Here is a 22,823-nt window from a genome sequence, read left to right on the forward strand (position 1 = left end):
GCTTCCTTCGGGCGGGTCAGTAGTCACTTGACATCACTTCACATGCGCGATCGCCATAGCCGAGAACGACATTTACTCGGAGAACGAGAGATCCACCGGGTAGTCCTCGAATCGAATCGATCGGGCCAGAACCTCTTCGGATAGTGCCACCAATTCAGACATGACCGCCGGATCGGAAACCATGTCCGCATGCAGGAACAGGCCGTCGTCAGAGTAGTTGAGAAAGAACGCGAGAGACCGGTCGAATATCGTGTAGTCGTCCAGACGATAGCGGAGATCGAGGTCCGCTATCATCGCCTGGTTGACGATGAATATCTTCTCTCCTTCCTCCGCGTTGAGCCTGAAGTGCGCAAGCTCCCACTTCAAATAGCTGCTGAGCGGGTCCTCGATGACGCGAAGCCGATAGAAATGCGCGTCCCTGTCGTCGAATATCTTCTTGAAGTCCCGCTGGGTTGCCCGGTCTTCCTCGATGAGCTCGAGCGCTCTCCTCATGTCACCGGCGGCGAACGCCTCCCAGCTCGGATTTCCCGGCTCCTGAAAGGTCTGGCGCCGCTCCAGCTTGTAGACGCGCCCGGTCACACTCCGGCTGGCGTTACGAAACTCCCGTCGAAAGCCGTCGGGGGAAAGCCGAGCCGTCACCAGGTCAGGACGAGGCGGAAACTTGAGACGGCTCATGCGTCCGGCAGATCTCTCTTAGCGGCGATCATGGTGCGGCGTGTGACGATGACCACTCGCTCGTAGGATGCGCAGTGCACGTCTTCGGGGAGGCGGTCCCTTACCTGGTCTGTGACGTCTGTCCCGATGACGGCGAAAGCTCCGTTGTCCAACTCCCAGATGTCCGGGCAGGTGTCTCTGCCCGAGGTTTCTCCTCGTTGTCTCGGGCTCAGCCCCACCCGGCGAGCGAAATCGAACATGAGGCCCCTCCCCCTGTCGAATCCGGCTTGATCATAGGCTATCAATGACCCTCGGAATACTAGCTGGCCATGGAGAGTTCCCTGCCCGTTTATTGCGGCCGGGGCATATAACAAAATATGGTTTCGCATGAAAGCTGGATTTTGTGGACGCCTGATACGGGAAATCAGGAAGGTGCCATTGGGATACCAGCCAGCATTTCGTCACGATACTCGGATACCCTGGTGATCCCCTGCTCACCCCCGGGAGGTCTCCTCGTGCCGCGGCTCGCCTCCGGCAGCACCTTCTGGGAGAGCTATGACGCCCTGGAGAAGGACGAAGGGTGATGCGGCGGTTCTAGGAGCGCACCGTCGACCGAACCTGTTCCCGGAGGACCAGTTCGAGGTGCTGCGGTATCTCGCCGAGGGCTTCACGCCCGAGGAGGTCTACCGGGACGTGGTCGCCGAACGACGGCCCGCCGGCGATCAGGCCGGCGAGCCGAGACTGAGCACGTGTCGTGGAGCGGGACGCCGAGTCCGTTCCTGCCGATCAGCGCCGCGCCGAAGGACGCAGCGCGCCGCTGGTGAGACCGTCGCGGGCCAGCGAGGCCGCTCGATCACCCGGTTCGGCGCCTGGCGTTCGAACTCTTCGTGGGTTCTCCGCCGGGCCGTCTGGACCAAGTTCGTGGCAGGCGCGAAGAACGGCATCTTCGACTTCTGACGTTACGACCATGCGACTCCCGGCGATTCGCCATCAGGGTCGAAGCGTTCTCAGGTGGTGCAGCGAAAAGGGAGAACGGTGCTTCCGCCGAGCCGCAGGAGCTTGTAGCGAAGCGATCCGCTGTCCGCGGCCAATGGGGGAGCCGCGGACAGTTGATCTGCTCAACTTCGCAGGGGAACGCATCCGCAGGTACGTGGCCTACGTTGCCGAGCATTCCTGCCGGGCTTTTCGCCATGCGAGGGCTGGTGCACACCGGCGGATAGATCAAACCTTTTGCCCTGTTCCGAGCAGGCTTTTCGAATACACGCTTTAGTAGCAGCGCTCCTTGACGGTGATGGTGACGGGGTCGGACAGGGTTTGCGTCCCGTCCGAAGCCGTCATCTGCGCCGTGTAGACGCCGATCGGGAGCGGGTCGAACTCTGCGAAGACCCAGCCGTTGACCGTTGTCGAACCGTTCGAGTTGGTGTGATTCGAGCCGGGTGGGATTGCGTCGGCCTGGGTGACGACCGCCCCGGCGGGCAGGTTCTCCACCGTGACATGGACGGTCGACGACCAGGTGCCGACGACAGCGGCCAGGAAGTATGTCCAGTGAGAGTGTCCGTGTTTGATGCAGATTTGATTTTCCCCCATGAGGTCCCACGTCGCCGCCGAGGTGGGTGTGCTGCCGGCTAATGCGATGGCCAGTCCTGCCGTCACGCCGAGCGCCGCTCTGGCGGCGCGGTGACTCATTTTCACGACTGCCTCCCTTGGTTCTCACAGAAACCTCTGACTCAGCAATCATTGATGCTTAAAGAACCCTCTGACAAGAAAGTTTCAGTGTTCTTATGAAATTTTCATAGAAGGGGACCGGCCGGGCGAGGCGGCGGGCGGTCACGACAGGCTCGCATCACCCGCCACTCTGCGGCGACTCGTCCCGGTTGAGATTCCCGCATTGTTGATGACGATCTTGACGTCGGGTGCTGCTGCCGCCGCGGCGGCGACCGATTCCGGATCGGTGATGTCCAGCCGCAGCGGGACGACTTCCGGCACGTCGATGAGGCCGGGGCGGCGGGCGGTGGCGTACACCTTGCCGGCGCCGCAGTCGAGGAGGGACAGGACGAATTGCCGGCGTCAAGACATGGGTTGAGCTTCCGACCTGAATCGCGAGCGCCTCCTGGTCGCCTGGTGGCAACACCCTCCTGGCCACCGGCTACGGCCGGGTTCGTCGATGACAACACCCGTTACAGGGCCAAGGGTCCGAGCCCGCGCACCGGGTTCCTTCTCGTGGATGCAGCTCGCCCGTGCGAGCTGAAGAGCAACTGGCACGGCGGCCCCGGCGCCCGGTGGGCCGGCGTCAGCTCTCGATCGTCCCGATCTCCTCGTACTGCTCGATGGCGGAGGGGGTGTCCATGCCGGGCGCCTCACGGTCGGAGTGGGCGGCCTTGAACGAGTCGGAGCGCAGCCAGGCGATGAAGTCCGCACGGGAGTCGAACTCCATCGTGGACACGTAGGGCTGCCCCTCCTCCGTGGGGCGCAGGAGGGAACTGCGCCGCAGGCCGGGGACGCCGGCGAGGGTGGCGCGCATGCTTTCCATGAAGGTGACCTCGAACGCCTTGGCGTCCTCGGCGGGAACGTCGATGCGGTTCATGATCATGTGCATGGGGGATGCCCTTCTCCGTAGCGCCATGGCTCTTTTCCCGACGCCCTGTCGGGATGATACCAACGCGACGTCGATAAGTGGTCGCCGAATGGCAAGCGAAACCTGCGACTGGCACGCCTGTGGATACCAACTCAGTGCGAGGCCGCCGACGGTGGCGCCGGCTACGGCGGAGGCCGGGGTGGGGGCGGTTTCGGTGGAGATGGCGGCGACGGCGGCGACTGACCGGGAGACCGGCTCGGCCGCGGCTCAGTCGGTGTCGGTGGCGGCGAGGACGTGGACCAGGAGGCGGTCGGGGTCGAGGGCGGCGATGCCGACGTCCCAGGCGACCTGGTGGAACCAGGCGGTCGAGGCGTCGAACAGGACCCAGGTGCGGTCGGCGGCGTCCTCGACGCGGGTGCCGCCCGCCAGGGCGGTCATCGACTGCCAGGCCAGCAGCCTGCCGTAGGCGCCGCCCCGGCCGCTGCCGTAGGCGGAGCCGGTGGCCGCCGCCGCGAACAGCACTCGCATCACCTCCGACGGTGTGGCGGCGCGCACGGTCACCTCGCCCTCGCCGGCGAGGCAGGTCAGCCCGAGCCCTTCCAGCAGCTCCGCGTCCAGCTCGGCCGGCATCGCCAGCCGGAACGCCCGCGCCTCGATCCGGCCGTTGGAGTCCTCCGCCCAGTTCTCCACGGCTGCCGTGAGCAGGCCGGGCGCGAGCAACTCCACCGCCGGCATCTGGTGGCCGGGCCGCCGCGGGAAGCCGGACCGCTCGACGGGACCGAACGGGATCGCGTACGACGCCCCGCGCAGGCTGTACGAAGGCAGGTCCAAGGCGTCCTCTAAAGGCAGCAGGGCCGGCGGGAGGATGGCCAGGGGGTGGTTCGCATCCGCCAGATGGGCGGCCACCCGGCGGACGGCGCCTTGCTGGCCGATGTCCGGGTGACGCAGCACCAGCTCCTGCGTCAGGCACGCGAACAGCTCCGGCGCCTGCTCGTACTCCTCGTACAGCGGCAGCAGGTTCTCCACCGGCTGGGCGGAGGCGAGCTGGGCGGCGGCCAGGCGGACCCGGGAGTCGAGCTGCTCGGTCGCGGCCAGGCGCACGGCGCAGGCCGCGTTGCCGGGGCCGGGGGTCAGCGCCAGGGCCTGCTGGATGTGGAGCAGGACGGCGTCGCGCTGCCAGCCAGGCTCGGCGGCGCGCAGGGTCAGGGCCAGCTCGTACAGCTCTCCGGCCCGTCCCTCGGCGGCGGCCCGCTCGACCAGGTCGTAGTGGCGAGTGACGTCCTCGGCCTCGTGAAGTCCGGCCGGCAGCTCATCCAGCGACATGGGCGTCCTCGTATAGGTCGGGCCACGCAGCATACAAGCGGACGTGATCTACGGCGAGCCCCCCGACCGCGCTGGACGGGCTAGCGCTGCTTGAGGCGCTGCGCCTCTTTGCGGACCTCGGCCTGGATGGAACGCTCCTGCTCCAGCCACGCGGGGTTCTCCGCCTTGAGCGCGTCGATCTCGGCGGTGGTGAGCGGGTCGGTGATGCCGTTTCTCATCAGGCCGGAGATGGACACCCCGAGCTTCGCGGCGACGACCTGCTTGGGGTGGGGGCCGTTGCGGCGCAGGTCGGTGAGCCAGGCGGGGGGTGAGGCCTGCAGCGCGTTCAGCTCGCTCCGGGAGACCACGCCCTCCTGGAACTCGGCGGGGGTGGCCGAGAGGACGATGCCCAGCTTCTTGGCCGCCGTCGCGGGCTTCATCGTCTGGGTGGTCTTGGGCTTGGGCGTGGTCATGGAGTCCAGCGTAGTCAGGCGGAACCGGTCCTTCTCACATCGGTACGCTGACGGGGTGACTCTTGAGGAGACCGGCGGGGTGTTCCGGCTGGCGTATCCGCCCGGCGTGACACCGGCGAAATGGGTCGGCGTCTGGGCCGAGAGGGTGCCCGACGTGCCGCTCACCCTGGTCCCGGCTCCCGCCGCCGACGTGGTGGGTCTGCTGCGCGGCGGAGGCGCCGACGCGGGGTTCGTGCGGTTGCCGGTCGACCGTGACGGGCTCAGCGTGATTCCCCTGTACGTGGAGACCACGGTGGTCGTGGTGCCGAAGGATCACGTGGTGACCGCGGCCGACGAGGTGACCGTCGCCGATCTGGCCGACGAGGAGGTCTTCCACCCGCTGGACGACGCCATCGAGTGGACGGTCCGCCCCGGGCGGCCCGCGTTCGAGCGGCTGGCCACGACGGCGGACGCGGTCCGGCTGGTGGCGGCCGGGGCGGGGCTGCTGGTCGTCCCGCAGTCGCTGGCGCGGCTGCACCATCGCAGGGACCTCACCTACCGGCCGGTGCTCGGCGCGCCGCAGTCGCAGGTGGGGCTGGCCTGGCTCACGGACGCGACGACCGACCTGGTGGAGGACTTCATCGGGATCGTCCGCGGGCGCACGGCGAACAGCTCGCGTGGCCGTGCGCCTCAGCCTTCGGCGGACAAGCCGGCGCGGCGGGAGGCGGCGAAGCCGGTCCAGCGCGGCTCCGGACGCCGGGGGACGGCGACCGGCGGCCGGAAGAAGGGCCGCCGGCCCCGCTGATCGCCGGAAGCTCGAACACCCGGGTTGAAGACCACGGGGAAGTGCGGGTGGTCAGAAGGTGAAGGCTCCTCGGGTGAGGGTGTCGAAGTGGTCCAGGTCGTCGGCGGGGCGGTCGAGGCCGCGGAGGGGGCCGTGGTCGGCGAGGTGGGCGTCGGCGTAGAGGCGGGCGACCAGGGCCTTGCGGGAGCCGTGGCCCGCGCGCTCCTCCCAGCCCGCCTGCTCCACCAGCAGCGCGGCGGCGTACACGTCGGCCATGAACTGGGCCAGCGGGTAGAGCCGGGCCTCGGCCACGGCCGGGTCGAGCGAGGACCAGGCGGTGATCGCCTTGCCCAGGTCGTCGACGCGGCCGCGTACCAGGGACCAGTCGCCCGAGGGGGCCCGGTCCACGGCGGCGGCCAGGCGGTCGAGGAACGGCTCGTGGGCGTTCTCGCGCAGCATCGCCCGGCGGACGTCGAGGCAGAGGATGTGGTCGCCGCCCTCCCAGATGGGGTTGACCTGGGCGTCGCGGAGCAGCCTGGCGACCGGCCACTGCTCGATGTAGCCGTTGCCGCCGTGCACCTCGACGGCGTCGCTGGCGGCGGTGAGGCCGAGGCGGGCGGCGCGCAGCTTGATCAGGGCGGGGGCCAGGCGCAGCCGCGGCCCGACGTGGCCGTCGAAGACGAGCGCCTGGACGGCCTCGACCTCGACGATGAGCTCGGCCAGCTTGCGGCGCATGAGGGGCTGGTCGGCGAGCGGCCGGCCGAACGCCTCACGGGCGCGGGCGTAGCAGAGCGACTCGGTCAGGGCGCGCCGGGCGATGCCCGCGCCCATCATGGCGACGCCGAGCCTGGAGGCGTTGGTGAGCTTCATCATCGTGCCGAGGCCGGAGCCGGAGCCGGGCCCGGCCAGCAGGAAGGCCTCGGCGCCGGCGAACTCGACCTCGGCCGAGGCGACCGAGCGGGTGCCGAGCTTGTCCTTCAGCCGTCTGATGCGCACGCCGTTGCGGGTGCCGTCGCGGCGCTCCCACAGCACCAGGAACGGCGCCACGGAGCCTTCGTGCCTGGCCAGCACCACGAACGCGGACCCGTTGGCGTTGGAGGCGAACCATTTCAGTCCGGTCAGCGACCAGGCGTCGCCGGACGGCTCGGCGGTGGTCTCCAGGGCGGCCAGGTCGGAGCCGCCGGTCCGCTCGGTGAACATCTGGGCGGCTTCGCCGGAGTAGTCGCCGTTGGCGAAGATCTCCCGTACCCGTTGCTTGACGTCGTCGGGCGCGTGGCGTTCGGCGAGCGAGACGACCATGTCGCCGCCGGTGCCGAGCGCGCAGCCCATGCCGATGTCGGCCTGGTCGAGCAGGTAGGTCCAGGCGGCGGCGAGCGCGGCCGGGTCGGCGCCGTGGGCGCGGGCCTGCTCGGCGAAGGCCGGGGAGGTGAAGTTGTCGGCCATGAGCGCGTCGCGGGCGGCGTGGAACGAGGGCGGCATGACGACCTCGCTGATGTCACGCCCCCATTTGTCGTACTTCTCCAGCTGGGGCGGGTTGCGGTCGGTCTCCTCCGCGTGCGCGGCGATCGGGCCGCCCATGAGCGCGCCGAGGCGGTCGAGGTGCGGCTCGGCCCAGGCGTAGCCGTCGCCGAGGTGGCGGCGCATGAGCAGCTGGAGCGACGGGTCGCAGCGCCACCAGTTGCGTCCCGCGGCTCCCTGGTAGCGCTCGGTGGCGTAGCGGTCGCTGGAGTCGAAGGGTTCGACGAGATACCTGCCCATACCACCGAGCATTACATATCATCGACACGCGATGGAAGAGCGTAATACACTCAGCGCCCGCTCGGCCGTGCTCAGCGCACTGCTCGGCAGCCATCCGCCGAGCCTGCCCGCCCGCCGCCTGGTGCGCGTCGGCGCGCTGTTCGGCATCGCCGAGGGCACCGTACGGGTCGCGCTGTCGCGCATGGTGGCCGCCGGCGACCTGGTCCAGTCCGGCGGCCGCTACGCCCTGACCGAGCGGCTGGTCGAGCGCCAGGCCAGGCAGGACGAGAGCCGCGCCCCGCACACCCGGCCGTGGGACGGCACGTGGGAGATCGCCGTGGTCACCGCCGAGCGGCGCGCGCCCGCCGACCGGGCCGCGCTGCGGCACGCGATGACCACGCTGCGCCTCGCCGAGCTGCGCGAGGGCACCTGGATGCGGCCCGCCAACCTGCTGCGGGAAGAGTGGCCGGCGGTCGTGACCGCCCAGTGCACGCTGATCGACGGCCGCCCGCACGCCGACCCCACTCCCCTGCTGTGGGATCTCGACGGCTGGGCAGCCGAGGCGCGCGGGCTGCGGCGCTCGCTCGACCGCGCCGAGGGACTGGCCGAGGGGTTCCTGGTGTCGGCGGCGGTGCTGCGCCACCTGCTGGCCGACCCGCTCCTGCCGCCCGAGCTGCTGCCGGACGACTGGCCGGGCGCCGGGTTGCGGGCCCGCTACGACGACTTCGACCGCCGCTTCCGCGAGCTGCTGGACCGGCATCTCAGAGATTGACGCCGAACACCACCCGTTTGCGCCGGAACTCGGCCAGGCTCCACACCTTGCCGCCCCGGGCGGTCAGGTCCTCCGGGCCGATCGGGAACGGCCGCGGGGCGAGCTTCCCGTTCTCGTACACGAGCAGCCTGCCGTTGGCGCCGGAGCCGGCGGACTGGCTCAGGTACCACCGGCCGTCGCGGGAGATCGCGCCCTGGATCTTCTCGTGCCCCATGACGAACGCGTCCGCGGGCTCGCCGTCCAGCTCCAGGTTCCAGCGCACGACCCGGCCTTCGCGGTGGTCCTCGGCGTACTCGCCGGAGATCAGCGTGTGCGGGGTGGTGCTGCGGTCCAGGCCGACGAACGAGAACCTGGCGCCCTTGACCGCGACCCTCCAGAAGTCGGTCTGCGGGATGACGTAGCGGTAACCGAAGGCGTGCAGCCGGCCTCCGTGCCGGCCCACCCGCTCCCCGTCGCCCACGCCGGCCTGCGCGCTGGTCAGGTCGAGCACGTTGTTCAGGTCGAAGACCCGCAGGCCCCTGGTGGTGTCGGCGACGTAGAGCAGGTCGCCGTAGCAGGCGACGCCGCCCGCGTGGATGTCGATGGGCTTGTACGACCCGTCGGGGGCGGCCTCGACCAGCAGCGCGTGCCGGTATTTCAGCGTGGAAGGGCTTAAGAACGTCACCCTGATCCCCCGCTCGCCCGCCTCCGGCCGGTAGTACCACGTGGCGACGAACACCGAGACCGGGATCGTCCCGGAGTCCGCCCCGCAGGTCAGCCCCTGCGGGTACCAGTCGGCGGTCTCCTGGTCGCCCTGGTCGAACGCGTACCACACCGACGGCTTGGGCATCGACCCGAACGCCTCGGGCGCGCCCTTGCGCACGGCCTTCCTGTTGGCCTGGGCCAGCACCTCCTCGATCGGGGCGGCGCGGATCTCGCCGGCCAGCTTCGCCGCCCCCTCCGCCAGGGTCCCGGTGTCACGCACCAACCGGAAGGGGGTCCCGTCGGTGGGTTTCATCCCCGTGTCAGCCATGCATCCCTCGCTTTTCCCGTCTGTACGCAAGAGTCTGACGGAAGGGGTGACGAGAAGGTTGCGTCACTAAGACCACAGGTGTACCGGCAGTCCCGAGAGTGCCAGTTCCCGGTAGCGGCGCACCAGCCGGGCCCGGTCGCCGCCGAACTCGGCCAGCTTCTCCCGCTGCCAGGCCGCGCCGGTGCGGCGCAGCCGGGTGCGCTGCTCGATGATGCCGAGCGCGTCGTCGGCGTCCTTCACCGACACGCCGTTGGCCAGCAGCGCGGCGCGCGCCTCGGGCAGCAGGCTCAGCACCAGGTCGGCGGCCTCGAACTCGCCGTCGCGGCCCGGCCACGACAGCTTGGCGTCCAGCCCGTGCATGGCCGCGCGGTAGAAGTTCTGGTACGCCTCCGCGAACCGGTAGCCGGTCAGGTCGCGCTCGGCCTGCGCCAGCGTCAGCCCGAGCAGGAACGCGGTGTTGGCGGTCATGTCGGCGCACGACGGGCCGGCGGGCAGGGCGCGCATCTCGATGCGCAGGTGGCCGCCGTCGGCGGGGTCGTAGACGGGCCGGTTCCACTGCCAGATGGTGCCCTGGTGCAGCCGCAGCTCGGGCACGTCCGTACGGTCGCCGTCCTCGACGAGGTTGGGCACGACGGGGTCGTAGTCGTTGACGTACCGTTCGAAGAGCTCGTACGCGCCCTCGCGCACCCAGTCGGAGCCGAAGGTCACCCGCCCGTCCTTGCGGTAGAGCCGCTCCACGTCGCGGTCGTCGGCCGCCTCCTCGAACAGCGCGATCCTGGTCTCCTCCCACAGCGTCCGGCCGAGGAACGCCGGCGAGTTGCCGCAGGCCGCCAGCACCGGGCCGATCGCCAGCTGGGCGGCGTTGAACAGCCGGGCGAACCGGTTCGGCGGCACCCGCAGGTGCACCTGCCAGGAGGTGTTGGCGCTCTCCAGGATGACGTTCTCCACGCGCAGTTCCAGGTCCTCGACCTTGACCAGGAACGGTTCCAGCCGCAGCCGCCGCAGGCCCCTGCGCAACGCCTCGTAGCGGTTCTCCTCGCTCATCGCGTCGGCGGTGAAGTCGCCCACGTCGAGCGTCGGCAGGATGCCGATGGGCAGCGCCCCGCCTCCCTCGACGGCCTCGTCAACCTTGCACATCGTCTCCTGGATCTCCGCCCCGAGCCGCTCGAACGGCCGCCCGGCCAGCGGGATGGGGGTGAGGTTCACCTCGATGTTGTAGCGGCCCAGCTCCAGCACCACGCGGGGATCGCCGAGGCGGTCGCGCACCTCGCTGTTGCGCGGCAGCGGCCTGCCCTGCTCGTCGACGAGGAAGAGCTCCAGCTCCGCGCCGATCGTGACCGGCCCCTCGCCGAAGCCGGGGCGGTCGAGCAGCTCGCGCAGCACCGTGAGCTGCTCGTGGAGCCGCTCGCCGAACCGCAGGTATTCGTCCTCGGTAAACCGTGCTTTATCCAGATCCTGTCCCATGCCCCTCATCTGTCCTGGGAAGGGGGGTTGACACCCGTCACCAGGTCACAGTGCGCTGTCCTGCGGAACGGGACCGTGACGCGAGGCCTGTGCGAGCTGCGGCGGCTCACTCTAAGCTCATGAGATGCGTGCTGTTGCCTACGACGAATTCGGTGGCGAGCTCGACCTGCGCGAGCTGCCCGACCCGGCGCCCGCCCCGCACGGGGCGGTGATCCGCGTCGAGGCCACCGGCCTGTGCCGCAGCGACTGGCACGGCTGGCAGGGGCACGACCCCGACATCCGGGTGCTGCCGCACGTGCCCGGCCACGAGCTGGCCGGGGTCGTGGAGGCGGTCGGGGCCGAGGTGCGCGGCTGGCGGCCGGGGGCGCGGGTGACGGTCCCGTTCGTGTGCGCGTGCGGGTCCTGCGCGGCGTGCCAGGCCGGCGAGCAGCAGGTGTGCGAGCGGCAGACGCAGCCGGGGTTCACCCACTGGGGCTCCTTCGCCGAGCTGGTGTCGATCGACCACGCCGACGTCAACCTGGTCGCGCTGCCGGAGGAGATGTCGTACGCGACCGCGGCCTCGCTCGGCTGCCGGTTCGCCACCTCCTTCCGTGCGGTCGACCAGGTCGCCGGGGTGCGGCCGGGCGAGTGGGTGGCGGTGCACGGCTGCGGCGGCGTCGGCCTGTCCGCCATCATGATCGCCACCGCGGTGGGGGCCAGGGTGGTGGCCGTCGACATCAGCGGCGACGCCCTCCATCTGGCCGAGCTGGCGGGGGCCACCCACTTCGTCGACGGCTCCGCGGGCGACTCCGCCACCCAGGTGCGCGAGCTGACCAGGGGCGGCGCGCACGTCTCGATCGACGCGCTGGGCAGCCCGCGGACCTGCGCCGCGTCCGTCGAGAGCCTGCGCCGCCGGGGCCGCCACGTGCAGGTCGGGCTGCTGCCCGGCGCGGCGACGCCGGTGCCGATGGGCCGGGTGATCGCCCAGGAGCTGCGGCTGCTGGGCAGCCACGGGATGGCCGCGCACGCCTACCCGCGCATGCTGGAGCTGATCAGGGCGGGCGTGCTCCACCCCGACCAGCTCGTCACCCGGACGATCGGGCTGGCCGACGCCGGCAAGGCGCTCGCCTCGATCGGCTCGGTGGCGGGCGTCACCATGATCATGCCCCGCGGCCCGTTCTGAATCGCGCTTTTCCGGCCTACATGGCTGGGTATGTAGCCCCGCAGTGACCAGGACCCCACAGACCGCGAGGAATCCGCGATGATCCGCACCATGCTGGCTGAGGATATGCATCTGGTCCGCGGGGCGCTCGTCGCCCTGCTCGCCTACGAGGAGGACATCGAGATCGTCGCCGAGGTCGACAGGGGCGACAAGATCCTGCCCTCCGCGCTGGAGCACCGGCCTGACGTGGCCGTGCTCGACATCGCGCTGCCCGGCAAGGACGGGCTGGTCGCGGCGGGCGAGCTGCACGACGAGCTGCCGGAGTGCGGCGTGCTGATCCTCACCGGGGTCGGCACGCCCGGGCTGCTCAAGCGGGCGCTGGACGTGCACGTGAGGGGTTTCATGGCCAAGGACGCGCCGCCCGGCCACCTGGCGGACGCCATCCGGCGGGTGGCCGACGGGGAACGGGTGATCGACTCGGAGCTGGCGATCGCCGCCATGCGGCCGCCGGACGCGCCGCTGACCCGGCGGGAGCTGGACGTGATCGGCGCGGCCGCGGAGGGCGCGTCGGTGCCGGAGATCGCCGCGTCACTCTTCTTAGGGGAGGGAACCGTCCGCAACTACCTGCACCGGACCACCGCCAAGCTGGGCGCCCGCAGCCGCATCGACGCCATCCGCATCGCCCGCGAGGCCGGCTGGATCTGAGGTGTGCCGCGCGATGAACGCCAGCGCGTCGGCCGCCAGCGCGATCGAGCGGCTCGCCGCCCGGGCGCCGTGGCCGACGTCCGGCTCGTGCCGCAGCAGGATCGGCCGGTCCCCCGAGGTGGCGTGCTGCATCGCCGCGCACATCTTGCGGGCGTGCATCGGATCCACCCGGGTGTCGGCCGCCGACACCGTGAACAGCGTCGCCGGGTAGTCCACCCCCTCCCTGACCCGGTGGTAGGGCGAGTACGCGAGCAGCCACGGGAGCTGCTCCGGGTCGTCGGCGCACCCGTACTCGGCCACCCAGGACGGCCCGAGGCCGGAGTGGTGGTAGCGGACCATGTCGAGCAGGCCCGCCGAGCAGACCGCGGCCGCGAACAGGTCGGGCCGCTGGGTGATGGCGGCGCCGACGAGCAGGCCGCCGTTCGACTCTCCCCAGACGGCCAGCCGGTCCGGGGTGGTCCAGCCGTCGGCGATCAGCTTCTCGGCGGCGGCGACGAAGTCGTCGAACACGTTCTGCTTGCGCTCCAGCATGCCGTCGCGGTGCCAGGCCTCACCCTCCTCGCCGCCGCCGCGCAGGTTGGCGATGGCGAGCACGCCGCCGGCCGCCACCCAGGCCAGCGAGTCCGCGGCGTAGCCGGGCAGCAGGGGGACGCCGAACCCGCCGTAGCCGTTCAGGATCGCCGGGCGCGGCCCGCCCCCGGTGTCCGGGCGGGCGATGACGATCATGCGGATGCGGGTGCCGTCGGCGGACTCGTACTCGACGTGCCGGCTCTCCACGTCCGGCGCGGGCGCCTGGCCGGGCGGCGCCGCCCACAGCTCCGCCGTGCCGCCGCGCGCGTCGTACCGCCACACCTGGGGCGGGGTGACCGCGTCGGTGTAGCTGAACCAGGCCTCGTGCCCGCGGCCCGGCCGGGACGTGAACGCGCCGACAGAGCCGTTGCCCGGCAACGGCACCGGCCCGGCGGGCTCTCCGGTCTCCGCGTCGTACACGTTGATCTCCGCGACGGCGTGGCGGACGGCCGAGACCAGGAGCCTGCCGCCCTCCAGGACGGTGAAGGCGCCGAGCACGGCGTCCGGGTCCTCGGGGACCAGCTCGCGCCAGCGGTCCGGCTCGGCCGGGTCGGCCACGCACAGCCTGCGCCGCGGCGCGTCCCTGTCCGTCAGCAGGTAGAGCCGGCCGTCCGGGCCGATCCCCGCGGCGGTGCGCGCCCGCACGCCCCGCTGGGCGGCGCGCAGCGACGGCTCCTCCGGGCCGCCGCGCGCCAGGTCGGCGACCCACACGTCCTGGTACGCGGACCCGCCCGCGGAGACGAGCAGCCACCGGCCGTCGGGGCTGATCGAGATCCCGTACCCCACGGCGCCTGCGCCGCACACCGGCACGTCCTCGGCGACGCCGAGCCGGTGCAGGAACACGCCCTCGTGGAAGCGCACGTAGTAGAACGCGTCGCCGCCGGGCAGCCACGCGACCGGGGAGTAGCGGCAGCCGCCGATCGGGCCGTCGAGCACCAGGCCCGTGTCGAGGTCGCGCACGTAGAGGTCCGCCCGCTCGTCGCCGCTGCGGGAGAGCTGGTACGCCAGCAGTCTGCCGTCCGGGCCCGGGTGCCAGTCGTCGAGGGTGGTCAGGCCGGCGGGGTCGAGCTCCATCGGGTCCAGCACCGGCACGCCGTCGCGGTACAGCACCGGGTGCTCCTGGCCGGCGGACTGGCTCCGGTGGAAGCAGCGCTCGCCGCGCCACACGGGCGGCGTGACCATGCCGACGGCGCCGAGCTCGGTCAGCCGCGCGTGGAACGCCTCGCGCAGGGGCGGGGCGGCGCCGCGCCACAGCTCGTCCTGCTCGGCGAGCCACGCCTTGGTCTCGGGGCTGCCGGGGTCCTCCAGCCAGCGGTACGGGTCGGCGACGCGGTGGCCGTGGAGGTCTTCCACGAGCGGCAGGCGCACGGTTTCTGGATATCTCATGGCACATCCCGGGTCTCTCAGGGGACGGTCTCCGGTTGCCAGTGACCGGCCAGGTCGGCGTAGAGCGGCGATCGGCTGATCAGCTCCTCGTGGCTGCCCACGGTCGTACGTGAGCCGTCCATGAGCAGGATGCGGCGGGCGCGCAGGGCCGAGGTGAGCCGGTGCGCGACGACCACCAGCGTGCCGCCGCGCCGCGTGAACGCATCCTCCACGCGGGCCTCGGCGGCGGGGTCGAGGTGGCAGCTCGCCTCGTCCAGGATGATCAGGCGGGCGGGCGACAGGTAGGCCCGCACCAGCGCGACGAGCTGCCGTTCCCCGGCGGACAGCGCCTTCGGCTCGACCAGCGCGCCGTACCCGCCGATCCGCTCGACGAGCCACTCCGCGCCCAGCGCGGCCACCGCCGGCCCGGGGTCCGCGCCGTCGCTCAGGTAGGTGAGGTTCTCCCGCAACGTGCCGCGGAAGACGTACGCCTCCTGTGGGATGAGCACCCGCGCGGAGTGGTCGGCCGCGTGCGCGGGGACGCCGCCGATGGTCACCTCCCCCGCGCCGGGCCGCAGCACCCCGGCCATGAGCGCGGCGAGCGTGGACTTTCCCGCCCCGCTCGGTCCCACCACGGCGAGGTGGTCGCCTTCCGGCACCCGCAGGTCCAGGCGGTCCACGACGGGCTCCGAGTGCGGCCCGTACGCGAACGTCACGCCGCGCAGCGTCACCTCCGCGCCCGCGGGCCGCGCGCGCGGGGCGGCGGGCGGCTCCGGCGGCGCCCCCGCGACGATCCGCGACAGCGTCGCCACCAGCCGCACCCCGCTCACGCCGAGCCCGTGGACCAGGCCGTTCAGCGCGGGGACCAGCGACTGGGTGAGGTACGCGAGCATGCCGACGATGACGCCCGCGCCCGCTCCCCCGGAGGCCAGCCACGGGGTCCCGGCCAGCACCAGCACGACCGGCAGCCACCCGCCGACCCCGAGCGCGGCGGTGCGGACGGCGGTCACGCGGGCGAGGGCCCGGGCGGCGGCGGCCTGCGCCTCCACCCGGCCTGCCAGCCGGTCGGCCACCCGGTCCTCGTCCCCGCACGCGACGATGTCCCGCAGGCCGCCGGCGGTGACGGCCATGGCCGCGGCCAGTTCCTCGTCGGCGATCAGGAAGGCCCGTTGCCGCCGCGCCAGCAGCGGCAGCGACATCAGGAACAGCCCGAGCCCGGCGGCGAACGGCGGCAGCACCAGCACCAGTGCCCCCGGGGCCAGGGTCAGCATGCCGAGCAGCACGCCGCCGGCGGTGAACGCGAACCCGCGCACGGTGGTGACGACGGCGGCGAAGGCGTCCCTGGCCAGCTCGACCTGCATCCCCGCCCTGGCGACCGCCGAACTGTCCTGGCCTTCCCGTACGGCGCCCTCCACCACGCGGGTCAGCAGGTCGTCGCGGAACGGCTCCGCGACGGCCGCCACCGCGAGCACCACCTGGCGCGCGGCCAGCGCCGCCACCACCCACGCGCCTCCCAGCGCCGCCAGCCAGCCGAGCCCCGTCCCCACGCTGCCGGCGGCGAACCCGTCCTCGATGGCCCGCGCCACGGCATGCCCGATCAGGAACGCGGGCAGCGCCTCCAGCACTGACCACGCGGCGATCCTGGCGACCTGCCCCGGCCGCCGCCACACCGCCCGCCACACCATCCCCGTCACCCGGCACCTCCCCGCGTCCAGGGAGTGCCCGGACGCCGAGCGGCGGCCATCAGCGTGGCGCAAGCGACCGAGATACGGCGGACAACGCGAGGCCGAGACTTGGGCCCCCGCGTTCCCTTCCGCGGAGTGACCGGGTGCCGGGCCGCGCGAACGGCGGTGATCGGGGTGGCGCGCGCGGCCGAGGTCCGGCGGACGACGCCCGGCCTGGACGCGGGCCTCCTCGTTCCCTTGCGAGGAGTGACCGGGTGGTGGGCGGCGCGAACGGGGGTGATTTGGGAGGACGGTCTGACCGGAGGGCGGCCGGGGTGCTGGGTGGGGTGGAGGGTCATGGGGTGGCTCCCTGGAAGACCGCGCGGTAGTCGGGGTCGGGCCACAGGTCGTGGTGCGGGGCGACGGCGCGGAGGGCGCCGTCGTGCAGCCAGACGACCTGGTCGGCGCGGGCGGCGGTGGCGAGGCGGTGGGCGACGACGATCCGGGTGCGGCCGCGGGGGTCCGCGGTGAGTGCAAGGGAGACCTGGCGTTCGGTGACGGTGTCCAGGCTGGAGGTGGCGTCGTCGAGCACCAGCAGCCGCTCGCCGCGGGCGAAGGCACGGGCCAGGCCGAGCCGTTGCCGCTCGCCGCCGGACATGGGCGCGGCGTCGAGCGGGGTGTCGTAACCGGAAGGCAGCCGGCGTACGAAGTCGTCGGCACGGGCCGCCCGTGCCGCCGCCTGTACGGGCCCGGGGCCGATGGCCTCGCCGACGGTCTCGCCGACCAGGACGGGCCGTTCGAAGGCGTACCCGACGGCGCGGCGCAGCCCGGCGCGCGTCAGCTCGGGCAGCGGGACCCCGTCGAGCAGTACGGTGCCGCGCGCCGGGTCGGCCAGCCGGGCGGCGAGCGCGGCGAGCAACGACTTCCCGGACCCCGAACGACCGACGACGGCGGTGACGGACCCGCCGGGGATCACCAGCCGCGGCACGGCGAGCCCGTCGACGACGACGTCCCGGAACTCCACCGTCCCCCGCCTGCCGCGCCCCGGAGCAATACGAGGCGAACCGGCCGCCTGCCCCCCGCACGGGCCAGGCACCCCTGCCGTGGACGAAGAGGAGACAACGCCACCCTCCGGAGAGAGCTCTCCCTCCGGGGATGCCCGGACCTCGGCGGAGGCAGCGACCTCCGGGGACGCCGGAGCTTCGGCGTGCGCGCAAGAGGCGGCGACCTGCGGAGAGGAGGTCCCGTCCGAGGACGCCGGAACCTCGACGGGCGCGCAGGAGCCAGCTCCCTGCGAAGAAAAGCCTCCGTCCAGGGAGGTCGGAACCTCGGCGGGGGCAAAGGAGACGGCGACCTCCGGGGAAGGAGTTCCGTCCCGGGATGCCGGAACCTCGGCGGGTGAGGTGGCGGTCTGCGGAGAGGGGGTCCCGTTCGACGACGCCGGAACCTCGGCGGGTGAGTTAACGGTCTGTGGAGAGGGGGGTCCGTTGGGGAACTCGGGGAGGGTTCGGGTGCCGTAGGAGGGGGTGGGGGTGGTGAGGATGTCGTTGACGCGGGATGCCGCCGATCGTGCCCGGGCGAGGCCGCCGAAGTAGCCGAGGGCAGAGCTGAGGGAGGCGCCCAGCACCGCGTACCGGGCGGCCGCGTACAGCTCGCCGACGGTGAGGTCGCCGGCCGCGAGCAGGAGGCCGCCGGCGGCGAGGACCGCCACCTCGACCAGGGGCACGACGAGACCGGCCCGCACGCCGGAGGAGGCGTTGGCCCGCCACAGGTCCATGCCGTGCGCGCGCAGCCGGGGCAGCGGCGCGAGGACGCGGCGCGCCTCGGTGGCGGCGGTGCCGGCGGCGGCGATGGTGCGGGCGCCGTCGAGCGCGTCGACCAGCCGGCCCGCGATCTCGCCCTGCGCCTCCTGGTAGCCGCCCGCGATGGCGGTGCTGGCGCGCAGGAAGGCGCGGAGCACGACCAGGATGACCGCCACCCCGCCGACGAGGGCGAGCGCGAGCCGCGGGTCGATGAGGACGAGCGCGACCAGCGCCCCCACGGTGGGCACCATGAGCGACAGCGCGCCGGTCACCGCCTCGGGCGCGCGGCCGACCTCCTCGGCGTTCAGGCCGGCGCGCGTGACCAGCTCCCCTTCGGGGAACCGGCGGGTCATCAGGGGTCCGGCGCCGAGCACGTGCCGGAGCACGCGCAACCGCAGCCGGGACGCGGCGTGCGCGACGCTCGCGCCGCGCGCCCACACGCCGAGGCTCTCGCACAGCGTCGCGGCGGCGACCAGGGCCACGCACAGCCCGAGCCAGAAGACCCGGTCGGGCCCGGTGGCGAGGAGGGCGTCGACGGCGCGGCCGATCGCGTACGGCAGGGCCAGCTCGGCGGCGGCGCCGCCGATCGCGGTGCCGGCCAGGACGGCCGGCCACGGGCCGCCGCGCCGTACCGCGTCCAGCACCAGCCGCTCTTGGGCCCGCACCGGGAGCCTCCTTGGGGGTACCTTGGTACTACGGGGCTGAGTTGGGAAGGGCCCCCGTGCCGGTATCAGCGGTACGGGGACCCTAGGCCACACAGGATCAGTGGCAGATGGCGACGCTCAGGTTGCTGGGCTTGCCAGAGTGGCACGTGAGGACAGTCAGCGAGCTGCCGCCGCTGGCCACGTCGGTCGACGCCGGAGCCTCCAGACCCTGCAGGTCGAGAAGAACCATGTGATTACACCTCCTTCGGGGACTCGGTGCCGAGAGGCCGCTCGGGTGCGGCCTCGAGGAACGGCAGACGGCACGGACGTTCGCCCTGGGCCGTGCCGATGGCGAACAGCACGCCCGCCGTTCCGGTCGAGAAATCCATGGACAGCCGCAGGAGCTGGTCACCGGGGAAGGCGAGCCCTTCCCCGTACGGGAGCGCGTGCCAGCTCAGGGACTTGACGTGCGGTTCGATCACGGGGTCGCCGGCCAGTGCGGCGATGATGCCGGCGCGGCCGGTGAACATGCCGGGCTGGACGAAGAACCCGGACCGGGCCACCAGCTTGAGCTCGGCCAGGGCGGTCGCCAGCTCGTCGTCGTGGCGGTGGGCCAGGTAGCGGGCCAGGACGGCGGCGATGCCGACGGATCCCTCGTCGAGGTACGGCAGCAGCCGCCAGCCCTGGTTGACCTGGAGCGAGCCGTCCACGGCGTGGGCGCAGCGGCGCAGGTCCTGCCGGAGGGCGCGCTCGGCCAGGTCGAGCAGCGCCGTGTCGCCGGTGTGCTCGTAGGCGTGCAAGAAGAGCAGGGCGGGCCCGGACGAGCCGTACAGGAGCCCGGCGCGCGGGTGCTCGCCGCCGCTGGTCTCGGGCACGTCGCCGACGTCGCCGAGCCGGTCGGCGCAGATGCCGGCGGCGCGCAGCGCCTCGTCGGTGCGGCCCAGGCGCAGCAGGTTCAGCCCGATGCCGGACAGTCCCGAGTGCAGGGCGGACTCCAGGCGCTCCCAGTTCTCGCGCATGGCGATCTCGACCAGGTCGTGCGCGTCCTGCCGGTGCCCGAGCAGGTCGAGCACGTACGCGATGCCGTGCAGCCCGTCGTACAGTCCGAGACCGGAGCCGGGGACGGGGTGCGGCGCCCGCTTGCGCAGCCACTCCTCGTGCTCGGGGAAGCGGCCCGCGCCGGTGGCGTGCAGCGCGTAGAGGACGCCGGCGGCGCCGGTGGCCATGTTGAGCCCGCCGCCCGGCCGGAACTGGGTGACGTCTCCGGGGAAGAGCCTGTCGTCCCGCTGCGGCGTGGCCGACGCCAGGATGGCCCGGCACATCGCGTCGCGCAGTTCCGGCCAGGGGGCGGAGCCCGGCAGCGGCATCGGCGCCGGCTCACCGGCGTCGCCCGCGATGATCCCGACGGTCTCGTCCAGGTACGCGGGCGGGACCGGGAACGTCTCGGCGACGAGCCGCCCGAGCTGGACGACCTTGGGGCGGTGCAGCGGCAGCATGATCGTGCACTGCGGGGCGAACAGCCCCAGCCGCAGGCAGGCGAGCGCGTACTCGTCGACGCCGGCGCCGCGCCGGTCCTCGGGGGCCGCGAAGGCCGGGTGCCCGAGCGCGGGGCGGGTGTCGTCGGCGAGCAGGGTGGCGACCTCGTAGTCGATGAGCACCACCCGCCCGCTCTCGGTGAGCAGGATGTTGTCGGGGTGCAGGTCGCCGAAGACCACGCCGCGCTCGTGCAGCGCGGCGACGGCCCGCCCGACCTGCTCCAGGGTCTCCAGCGCCCAGTCCGTGTACTCGGCGAGGTCCCGCTCGGTGCAGGTGGCGCGGGTCAGGGGGAAGCGGTGGACGAGCCGCCGCTGCAGCGCCACGCCGTCGACGAACTCCTGCACGAGGAAGTGGTGCTCGCCGAGGACGAAGTGGCCGCGGAGCGCGGGGACGGCCGCCAGCCCGTCCAGCCGTTCGAGGATGGCCCGCTCGTGCTCCAGCCGGGCCACGGCGTCGCGGCCGGCCGCGTCCAGTCCCGCGTACGGGCGCGCTTCCTTGAGCACGACCTGTTCCTGGGTGCGTAAGTCGCGGCCCAGGTAGACGCCGCCGCCGTTGGAGAAGTGGAGCACGCTCTCGATCCGGTACGGGAGCTCCGAGGTGGTGACGGCGTTGCGCGCGGCCAGGTGGGGCTGGAGGAACTCGGGCAGCGTCGTCCAGGGCGGCACCGTGAACGTCGAGCCGCGCACGTCGGGCACCAGCCGGCCGCCGCCGTCCTCGACGGCGAGCACCCGCTCGCCGGAGCCGGACAGGGTGTGCCGCTCGGCGAACCCGCCGTAGCGGACGTACAGCGGGCCCTCGCCGTAGCGCAGGTCACTCAGGATGTACGGGCCGCGCACGTCCTGCAGCAGCTCGCGCAGCTCCTTCAGGACGAGCTCCAGCTGGGCCTCGTCGCGGGGGTAGATGGTGACGAGCTTGCCGCTGGAGGCGCGGGAGGCGGCCTTGGAGTTCGTCATGACCAGCACGGCGAGGCCGCGCAGGAACTTGAACGCGATCCCGCGGGGCACGCAGTAGTCCCAGACCGTCTCGATCGCCTTCTCGGCGTCCTCGACCCGGGCGGAGACGTGGATCTTCCAGCCTTGGGCGGGCAGGGGCGGGGCGCCAGTGGGAGCAAAATAACACCATGTGTCGGTCTTCTCGTGAAACCAATTCGCGGGAAGGGTCCGGCCGAGAATGGCGAATTCGGCATCCGCGGCGTCAGTGTGCTCAAGGTTGTCGTAGAAGACGGGATCGGCCAGGCAGTACAGCTCGTGCTGGTCCATCAGGTGCGACCTCCGGTGCGTTCTCGTATGAGATTGCTCCAGAAGCCCGCTTGACGTCTAGTAGCACATTACATGACTCATATCTGTTAAAATAATTCTCTATTGTGTGTTTTTCATCAATCAACGGTTGTGCGGCAGATAAACCGTGAAGGTGAACGACCCCTCGGGCGCCGGCGTCGCCTCCAGCCAGCCCCCGAGCATGGCCATCCTCTCGGCCACGTTGAACAGCCCCTGACCGGCGCTCTCGGTCTTGCGCCGCGGGCTCGCCCCGTCGTTGCGGATGGTGAGCCGGACCAGATTGTGACGTTCCATAAGATGGATCGAGCACTCCTTGGCCTCCGTGTGACGCAGCACGTTCGTCACGCCCTCGCGCAGCGCGTGGGTGAGCGCCTCGGCCTCACCCGGGGAGAGCTCCCGGCAGGACACCTGCACCTGGCAGCGCACGCCGACGGACTCCAGCAGGGCGGAGGCCGAGCTCAGTTCGGCCTCCAGCGACAGGCCGCGGGTGCCGTGCGCCACCGCCCGCACGTCGGCGGCGAGGCCGCGTACCAGGGAGATCGTCACCTCCAGCTCGGCGCCCGCCTTCTCGTCGTCCTCCTCCACCAGCCGCTGGAGGAGCTGGAGCTTGAGCACCAGGGCGGTGAGCCGGTGCCCGAGCAGGTCGTGCAGGTCCCTGGTGAAGCGGCGGCGCTCCAGCGAGACGGCCTTGCCGATGGCCTCGGCATGGGCGTCCGACAGCCTGTCACCGCGCAGGACCAGGTGGACGATCACGTACTCCAGCAACCCGACCGCCGGCGCGGCGACGGCCCAGCCCCGGTCGGCCACGTCCGGGAACGCGAGCAGCACCGGGCCGCACGCCAGCGCGAGCGCCACCAGGACCGGCGACCTGATCCGGCCGGTCAGCAGCAGCAGCCCGCCGGCCAGCAGCCCGCACACGGGCGTCCAGGCCGCTCCGAACAGCGGTAACGGCAGGTACGTCAGCCAGACCTGCGCCCCGAAGATCCACCAGCGCCCGTCGCCGCCCAGCAGCACGCCCAGCACGAACGAGGCGTGCACCGCCAGCAGGGCGAGCAGCGTGAGCGACCCTGCCACGGCGTCGCCGGAGCCCGCCAGGCCGGAGAACACCGCCGCGGAGAGCCCCAGCGCGCCGGCCGCCAGCCCGATGCCGCCGATGACGAGCGGTGAGTACGCCGACGAGCGCAGACGGTGAACGATGTCGGCTACGTTCACCCGTCTCCCCGTTGAGTGGCCCGATCCCGCCCTGGCGGGAAAAGGCCCGCCCCCATCCCAATCGACCCGATCCGAGCGGATCTGTAAAGGGTTCTTTCCGCTTTTGGACACTCCGTTGTACAGAACCTCCCGGCGCATCGCAACGCCGCAGGCTG

Annotated in this window: 20 protein-coding genes; 4 read left to right on the plus strand and 16 right to left on the minus strand. The window is 72.1% G+C overall.

Going from position 1 to position 22,823, the window contains the following annotated elements; all coding sequences use genetic code 11:
* Positions 1-72: 72 nt before the first annotated feature.
* From AB0K05_RS26190 to AB0K05_RS26220, 7 genes are all read right to left on the minus strand, one after another.
* The gene (locus tag AB0K05_RS26190) at positions 73-675 is read right to left on the minus strand and encodes a DUF6879 family protein (RefSeq protein WP_271278072.1); all 603 of its coding nucleotides are present in this window, start codon (positions 673-675) and stop codon (positions 73-75) included.
* Entirely contained in the window at positions 672-914 is a 243-nt protein-coding gene (locus tag AB0K05_RS26195; protein ID WP_271278071.1) for a hypothetical protein, read from the minus strand. Before AB0K05_RS26195 ends, AB0K05_RS26190 begins: the two co-directional genes overlap by 4 nt.
* 1,006 nt (positions 915-1,920) lie before the next feature.
* Positions 1,921-2,340 carry a DUF5980 family protein gene (locus AB0K05_RS26200; RefSeq protein WP_271278093.1) on the minus strand — a complete coding sequence of 140 codons (420 nt, stop codon included), beginning with the start codon at positions 2,338-2,340 and terminating at the stop codon, positions 1,921-1,923.
* Positions 2,341-2,481: 141 nt separating this feature from the next.
* A complete protein-coding gene (locus tag AB0K05_RS26205) occupies positions 2,482-2,676 on the minus strand; it encodes a hypothetical protein (RefSeq protein WP_364232400.1) in 195 nt (64 codons plus the stop codon).
* Positions 2,677-2,944: 268 nt separating this feature from the next.
* The gene (locus tag AB0K05_RS26210) at positions 2,945-3,238 is read right to left on the minus strand and encodes an antibiotic biosynthesis monooxygenase (protein ID WP_364232403.1); all 294 of its coding nucleotides are present in this window, start codon (positions 3,236-3,238) and stop codon (positions 2,945-2,947) included.
* Positions 3,239-3,496: 258 nt separating this feature from the next.
* Positions 3,497-4,552: a DUF6183 family protein gene (locus AB0K05_RS26215; RefSeq protein WP_364232405.1), complete on the minus strand. Its 1,056-nt coding sequence runs from the start codon at positions 4,550-4,552 to the stop codon at positions 3,497-3,499.
* Positions 4,553-4,632: 80 nt separating this feature from the next.
* Complete coding sequence (locus AB0K05_RS26220; protein WP_364232408.1) at positions 4,633-5,004, minus strand: DUF5997 family protein; 372 nt, start codon at positions 5,002-5,004, stop codon at positions 4,633-4,635.
* Between the two features lie 55 nt (positions 5,005-5,059).
* Between AB0K05_RS26220 and AB0K05_RS26225 the strand changes: the two genes are divergently transcribed.
* A complete protein-coding gene (locus AB0K05_RS26225; RefSeq protein WP_364232411.1) occupies positions 5,060-5,788 on the plus strand; it encodes a LysR substrate-binding domain-containing protein in 729 nt (242 codons plus the stop codon).
* A gap of 51 nt (positions 5,789-5,839) precedes the next feature.
* Here AB0K05_RS26225 and AB0K05_RS26230 read toward each other — a convergent pair whose 3' ends face one another.
* A complete protein-coding gene (locus AB0K05_RS26230) occupies positions 5,840-7,525 on the minus strand; it encodes an acyl-CoA dehydrogenase family protein (protein WP_364232414.1) in 1,686 nt (561 codons plus the stop codon).
* A 31-nt stretch (positions 7,526-7,556) separates the two neighbouring features.
* On the opposite strand from AB0K05_RS26230, the gene AB0K05_RS26235 reads away from it, so the two are divergent.
* On the plus strand, positions 7,557-8,276 hold the full coding sequence (locus AB0K05_RS26235; protein WP_364232417.1) for a PaaX family transcriptional regulator C-terminal domain-containing protein: 720 nt from the start codon (positions 7,557-7,559) through the stop codon (positions 8,274-8,276).
* Here AB0K05_RS26235 and AB0K05_RS26240 read toward each other — a convergent pair.
* Entirely contained in the window at positions 8,266-9,288 is a 1,023-nt protein-coding gene (locus AB0K05_RS26240; RefSeq protein ID WP_364232420.1) for a hypothetical protein, read from the minus strand. The two genes, AB0K05_RS26235 and AB0K05_RS26240, sit on opposite strands and share 11 nt — an antisense overlap.
* A 66-nt stretch (positions 9,289-9,354) precedes the next feature.
* A complete protein-coding gene (locus AB0K05_RS26245) occupies positions 9,355-10,752 on the minus strand; it encodes a glutamate--cysteine ligase (protein WP_364232423.1) in 1,398 nt (465 codons plus the stop codon).
* 124 nt (positions 10,753-10,876) lie between these two features.
* Here AB0K05_RS26245 and AB0K05_RS26250 point away from each other — a divergent pair, with 124 nt between their 5' ends.
* Both AB0K05_RS26250 and AB0K05_RS26255 read left to right on the plus strand, forming a co-directional pair.
* Positions 10,877-11,914, plus strand: a complete 1,038-nt coding sequence (locus AB0K05_RS26250; protein WP_364232426.1) for a zinc-dependent alcohol dehydrogenase family protein — start codon at positions 10,877-10,879, stop codon at positions 11,912-11,914.
* 78 nt (positions 11,915-11,992) lie between these two features.
* Positions 11,993-12,598, plus strand: a complete 606-nt coding sequence (locus AB0K05_RS26255; RefSeq protein ID WP_219547629.1) for a response regulator transcription factor — start codon at positions 11,993-11,995, stop codon at positions 12,596-12,598.
* Here the strand turns inward: AB0K05_RS26255 and AB0K05_RS26260 are convergent.
* The 6 genes from AB0K05_RS26260 to AB0K05_RS26285 form a co-directional block, all read right to left on the minus strand.
* Entirely contained in the window at positions 12,491-14,554 is a 2,064-nt protein-coding gene (locus tag AB0K05_RS26260; RefSeq protein ID WP_364232430.1) for a prolyl oligopeptidase family serine peptidase, read from the minus strand. The two genes, AB0K05_RS26255 and AB0K05_RS26260, sit on opposite strands and share 108 nt — an antisense overlap.
* Positions 14,555-14,571: 17 nt before the next feature.
* The gene (locus AB0K05_RS26265) at positions 14,572-16,218 is read right to left on the minus strand and encodes an ABC transporter ATP-binding protein (protein WP_364232645.1); all 1,647 of its coding nucleotides are present in this window, start codon (positions 16,216-16,218) and stop codon (positions 14,572-14,574) included.
* 334 nt (positions 16,219-16,552) lie between these two features.
* Positions 16,553-18,664, minus strand: coding sequence for an ATP-binding cassette domain-containing protein (locus AB0K05_RS26270; RefSeq protein ID WP_364232433.1), 2,112 nt, complete (start codon positions 18,662-18,664; stop codon positions 16,553-16,555).
* 97 nt (positions 18,665-18,761) lie between these two features.
* Positions 18,762-18,893 carry a SapB/AmfS family lanthipeptide gene (locus tag AB0K05_RS26275; protein ID WP_148030620.1) on the minus strand — a complete coding sequence of 44 codons (132 nt, stop codon included), beginning with the start codon at positions 18,891-18,893 and terminating at the stop codon, positions 18,762-18,764.
* A gap of 4 nt (positions 18,894-18,897) precedes the next feature.
* Positions 18,898-21,438: a class III lanthionine synthetase LanKC gene (gene lanKC, locus AB0K05_RS26280; protein WP_364232436.1), complete on the minus strand. Its 2,541-nt coding sequence runs from the start codon at positions 21,436-21,438 to the stop codon at positions 18,898-18,900.
* Between the two features lie 120 nt (positions 21,439-21,558).
* Entirely contained in the window at positions 21,559-22,668 is a 1,110-nt protein-coding gene (locus AB0K05_RS26285; RefSeq protein ID WP_187281068.1) for a histidine kinase, read from the minus strand.
* Positions 22,669-22,823: the final 155 nt, after the last annotated feature.

This window comes from Nonomuraea sp. NPDC049486, assembly GCF_040676925.1.
Lineage (GTDB): Bacteria > Actinomycetota > Actinomycetes > Streptosporangiales > Streptosporangiaceae > Nonomuraea > Nonomuraea ferruginea.

Bases quoted from the DNA above. Each gene is read 5' to 3' on its own strand.
- AB0K05_RS26190 (WP_271278072.1), bottom strand. From the start codon at position 675: ATGAGCCGTCTCAAGTTTCCGCCTCGTCCTGACCTGGTGACGGCTCGG.
- AB0K05_RS26195 (WP_271278071.1), bottom strand. From the start codon at position 914: ATGTTCGATTTCGCTCGCCGGGTGGGGCTGAGCCCGAGACAACGAGGA.
- AB0K05_RS26200 (WP_271278093.1), bottom strand. From the start codon at position 2,340: ATGAGTCACCGCGCCGCCAGAGCGGCGCTCGGCGTGACGGCAGGACTG.
- AB0K05_RS26210 (WP_364232403.1), bottom strand. From the start codon at position 3,238: ATGAACCGCATCGACGTTCCCGCCGAGGACGCCAAGGCGTTCGAGGTC.
- AB0K05_RS26215 (WP_364232405.1), bottom strand. From the start codon at position 4,552: ATGTCGCTGGATGAGCTGCCGGCCGGACTTCACGAGGCCGAGGACGTC.
- AB0K05_RS26220 (WP_364232408.1), bottom strand. From the start codon at position 5,004: ATGACCACGCCCAAGCCCAAGACCACCCAGACGATGAAGCCCGCGACG.
- AB0K05_RS26230 (WP_364232414.1), bottom strand. From the start codon at position 7,525: ATGGGCAGGTATCTCGTCGAACCCTTCGACTCCAGCGACCGCTACGCC.
- AB0K05_RS26235 (WP_364232417.1), top strand. From the start codon at position 7,557: ATGGAAGAGCGTAATACACTCAGCGCCCGCTCGGCCGTGCTCAGCGCA.
- AB0K05_RS26240 (WP_364232420.1), bottom strand. From the start codon at position 9,288: ATGGCTGACACGGGGATGAAACCCACCGACGGGACCCCCTTCCGGTTG.
- AB0K05_RS26245 (WP_364232423.1), bottom strand. From the start codon at position 10,752: ATGGGACAGGATCTGGATAAAGCACGGTTTACCGAGGACGAATACCTG.
- AB0K05_RS26250 (WP_364232426.1), top strand. From the start codon at position 10,877: ATGCGTGCTGTTGCCTACGACGAATTCGGTGGCGAGCTCGACCTGCGC.
- AB0K05_RS26255 (WP_219547629.1), top strand. From the start codon at position 11,993: ATGATCCGCACCATGCTGGCTGAGGATATGCATCTGGTCCGCGGGGCG.
- AB0K05_RS26260 (WP_364232430.1), bottom strand. From the start codon at position 14,554: ATGAGATATCCAGAAACCGTGCGCCTGCCGCTCGTGGAAGACCTCCAC.
- AB0K05_RS26265 (WP_364232645.1), bottom strand. From the start codon at position 16,218: ATGGTGTGGCGGGCGGTGTGGCGGCGGCCGGGGCAGGTCGCCAGGATC.
- AB0K05_RS26275 (WP_148030620.1), bottom strand. From the start codon at position 18,893: ATGGTTCTTCTCGACCTGCAGGGTCTGGAGGCTCCGGCGTCGACCGAC.
- lanKC (WP_364232436.1), bottom strand. From the start codon at position 21,438: ATGGACCAGCACGAGCTGTACTGCCTGGCCGATCCCGTCTTCTACGAC.